Source organism: Rhodococcus sp. NPDC060086 (assembly GCF_042730275.1).
Classification (GTDB): Bacteria; Actinomycetota; Actinomycetes; order Mycobacteriales; family Mycobacteriaceae; genus Rhodococcus.
Genome location: NZ_JBHWWZ010000105.1, coordinates 1 through 1,060, shown reverse-complemented (window position 1 = coordinate 1,060; position 1,060 = coordinate 1). Strand labels below are relative to the sequence as shown.

General features: G+C 64.5%; 1 protein-coding gene. It reads left to right on the top strand.

Features of this window, described 5'->3' with window-relative positions; genetic code table 11:
* The coding region (locus ACFWB0_RS25605; protein ID WP_378493203.1) for an IS256 family transposase at positions 1-1,009 on the top strand (1,009 nt) is incomplete at its 5' end.
* Positions 1,010-1,060 lie beyond the last annotated feature (51 nt).

Sequence of the window (1,060 nt, the reverse complement as noted above, 5' to 3'; positions counted from 1 at the left end):
CCGGTCCGGGACGTATTTTCCCGAGTGGCTTCTCGAACGCCGTAAACGCGCCGAAGCGGCATTGATCACCGTGGTCGCCGACTGCTACCTGGCCGGGGTCTCCACCCGCCGGATGGACAAGCTGGTCAAAACCCTCGGCATCAACGCACTGTCGAAGTCCCAGGTCTCACGCATGGCCGAGGACCTCGATGAGCAGGTCGCCGCGTTCCGGCAACGCCGCCTCGATCACGCGGGCCCGTTCACGTTCGTCGCCGCCGACGCATTGACGATGAAAGTCCGCGAGAACAAGCAGGTCGTGAACGCAGTCGCGATGGTCGCCACCGGAGTCAACGCCGACGGGCACCGCGAAGTGCTGGGCCTGCACGTGGCCACCAGCGAGACCGGTCCGGCATGGAACACCTTCTTCGCCGACCTGGTCGCCCGCGGCCTGAGCGGGGTCCGGTTGGTCACCTCCGATGCACACCGTGGTCTGGTCGATGCGATCGCGGCGAACCTGCCCGGTGCTGCGTGGCAGCGGTGCCGGACCCACTACGCGGCGAACCTGATGAGTGTGTGCCCGAAGAGCATGTGGCCGGCGGTCAAGGCGATGCTGCATTCGGTCTACGACCAGCCGACCGCCGATGCGGTCGATGCCCAGTTCGATCGTCTTGTCGAGTATACCGAGGACCGGCTCCCGGCAGTGGCGGAGCATCTGGGTAATGCTCGCCCGGATCTGTTGTCGTTCAGTGCGTTTCCGAAGGATGTGTGGACTCAGGTGTGGTCGAATAATCCGGCCGAGCGTCTCAATCGAGAGATCCGGCGTCGGACCGATGCGGTGGGGATCTTCCCCAACCGTGACGCGGTCGTCAGGTTGGTCGGTGCTGTTCTGGCCGAGCAAACCGATGAATGGGCGGAGGGTCGGCGGTATCTCGGGCTCGAGGTGTTGGCTCGTTGTCGTGCTGTGGGTACTGCGCCGGAGAGTGTCGGGGAGGTGGTTACGGGACCTGCTGCCGCGATTCCTGCTGCATAGTCAGGACAGGAGAAGAGATCACCGTCCTACACCACCTTCTGGGGCTTGACC